The sequence below is a fragment of the Streptomyces albus subsp. chlorinus genome (assembly GCF_013302895.1).
GTDB classification, from domain to species: domain Bacteria; phylum Actinomycetota; class Actinomycetes; order Streptomycetales; family Streptomycetaceae; genus Streptomyces; species Streptomyces chlorinus.
Genome location: NZ_VJOK01000001.1, coordinates 3,653,825 through 3,656,075, shown reverse-complemented (window position 1 = coordinate 3,656,075; position 2,251 = coordinate 3,653,825). Strand labels below are relative to the sequence as shown.

Sequence of the window (2,251 nt, the reverse complement as noted above, 5' to 3'; positions counted from 1 at the left end):
GTACGCCGCCGAGGACGGCGCCGGCCCGGCGGGGTCGGCCAGCGCCTCGCGCAGGAACGGCACGATGCCGCGCTCCAGGAGGGCCTCGCGCCAGGCCGCGCGGGCCAGCGCCACCTCCTCGGCCAGTCGGCCGCCGGCCGGACCGGCGCCCGCGCCGCCCCCGCCCCCGCCGGTCCGCACCGAACCGGCCCCGTTGCGCAGCGCCATCAGCAGCAGGCCCGCCATGGCCAGCAGGAAGCCGCCCGCGGCCAGCGCGGCGAACACCCACCCGGCGCTGCGGATCGGGCCCGCGACGGCCGGTTCGGGGGAGAGCAGGTGCAGGGTGTAGCCCAGCAGCAGGAAGATGACGGCGGCCGTGGCCGCCAGCAGCGGGGCCAGCACCGACACCGTGGCGACCAGCCCGGCCCCCGACGCCTCGGCGAGGCTCTCGCCGCCCATGGCCCCCACGAGCCTCTCACCGACACTGCCCCCGCCGCCCTGGCCCGGCTCCCGCAGGGCGGTCCCCGCACCACCGGCCTCGGACGCACCCGAGGTGCCGGGCGTACCCGAGGTGCCGGGCGTACCCGAGGTGCCGGGCGTACCCGAGGTGCCGGGCGCGCCGGAGAGGTCCGGCGCACCGGAGGGACCGGAACCGGCCGACGGCTCGGAACCGGCCGATGGGCCGGAACCGTCGCCGGAGCCGTCGTGCGGTGCGGTGTCGCCCGAGGCGGAGGGGGCGTGGTGCGGGCGGCGCAGCTCTTCGCGCAGCCGCACGAACTGCTGGTACTCCGCTTCGGCGCAGGCGGCTATCGCCGTGGCGGCGCTGAGCGCCATCGTGCGCAACTGGTCGGCGTTCAACCGCCGGCCGAGCGCCGCGAGATCGGGGCGCCGGTGGGCAGTGCGCAGTGCCTCGTCGAGGACCCGCTCGAACTCGGGCCGGTCTTCACGCAGCAGGTGCGGAGCGCTGTTCATGTGCATCCCCCGATGCTCCGTAGGACGTAGGGCCTAGGTGGCCGGTCGAGGGCGGGGCAGGGCAGGTCAGCGGGCGGAGAACCGAAGAGAACTCGTCTCGGCAGGTCCCCGATGGTAGAGCCGTACCGGTGCTCTGTGACAGAGAGTTTCCAGAATTGACCCGCTACAGCGACGCCCCCCAGCCGATCACTTCTGGAAAACACCTGCCCGGGAATCGGCGTGCGAATCACCAGGGGTGTCGCCTCACATGCCGTGCGCCCCTGGCGGTTCCCGTCCGCGCGACCGCGCGCCGCCGCCCCGCGCCCCATGGGAACGGCCGCACGCCCCGGCCCTCCTACGCGCCCGCGGGACTCACTGCGCCAGGGGCAGCTGCGCGATCAGGAGCTTGGCGCCCATCGTGACCCCGCCGTCCATGGCGATGGCCAGCCCGTCGGCGTAGACGTGCGGACCGGTGACCGTCGGCGCGCTCTCCCCGTCCTCGCTGTCCACCTCGCCCAGGAGATACGGGATGGGGCTGTGCCCGTGCACGATCCGCTTGCCGCCGAAGGTGTCGAGCAGCTCGCGGACGGCGGCCGGGCCCGCGGTCTCCTCGCGGAAGGCGAAGCGCTTGGTGAACTTCCTGAACAGCTCCCAGGTCTCCTCCGCCTCGTTGCGCTGGAGGGCCTCGGTGATCGCGTCGTTGACGTCCTCGATGGTGGAGCCGTAGTCCAGGTAGCCGGTGGCGTCCGAGTGCACCAGCAGGTGGTTGTCGGCCAGCGCGATGGCGTCCAGCCGGGACATCCACTGCACATGGTGGTCCGCCAGGCGCTCCATGTCGCTGCGCTGGCCGCCGTTGAGCAGCCAGGCCGCCTGGAACGAGGCCGTTCCGGCGCCCGAGTTGACGGGCGTGTCACCGAACCGCTTGGCGCCGAGCAGCAGCAGTTCGTGGTTGCCCATCAGTGCCTTGCAGTAGCCGCCCGCGGCGGCGGCCTCGGCCGACAGCTGCATGACGAGGTCGATGACGCCGATGCCGTCCGGGCCCCGGTCGGTGAAGTCGCCGAGGAACCACAGCCGCGCGTTGCCCGCGATCCAGCGGTTGTCCGCGTCGATGATGCCGAACTGGCGCAGCGCGGCGCGGAGTTCGTCGAGGTACCCGTGCACGTCACCGACCACGTACAGCGGGCCGTCCCCGTCGTTGCCCGACGAGGCCGCAGCGGGCAGGTCCACCATCGTCGGCTCCCGTCCCTGGCCGGCGGCCGCGGCGGCACCGACCACCGGCAGGTCCCGCGCGGTCGGCGTGTACTCCTCGGGCATCCCGTCG

At 74.1% G+C, this 2,251-nt stretch carries 2 protein-coding genes; both read right to left on the bottom strand.

Annotation, left to right across the window (positions count from 1 at the left end; genetic code table 11):
* The coding region (locus FM076_RS33870) for a hypothetical protein (protein WP_243274533.1) at positions 1–957 on the bottom strand (957 nt) is incomplete at its 3' end.
* Between the two features lie 345 nt (positions 958–1,302).
* On the bottom strand, positions 1,303–2,251 hold a 949-nt coding region (locus tag FM076_RS16230), incomplete at its 5' end, for a metallophosphoesterase family protein (RefSeq protein WP_173871453.1).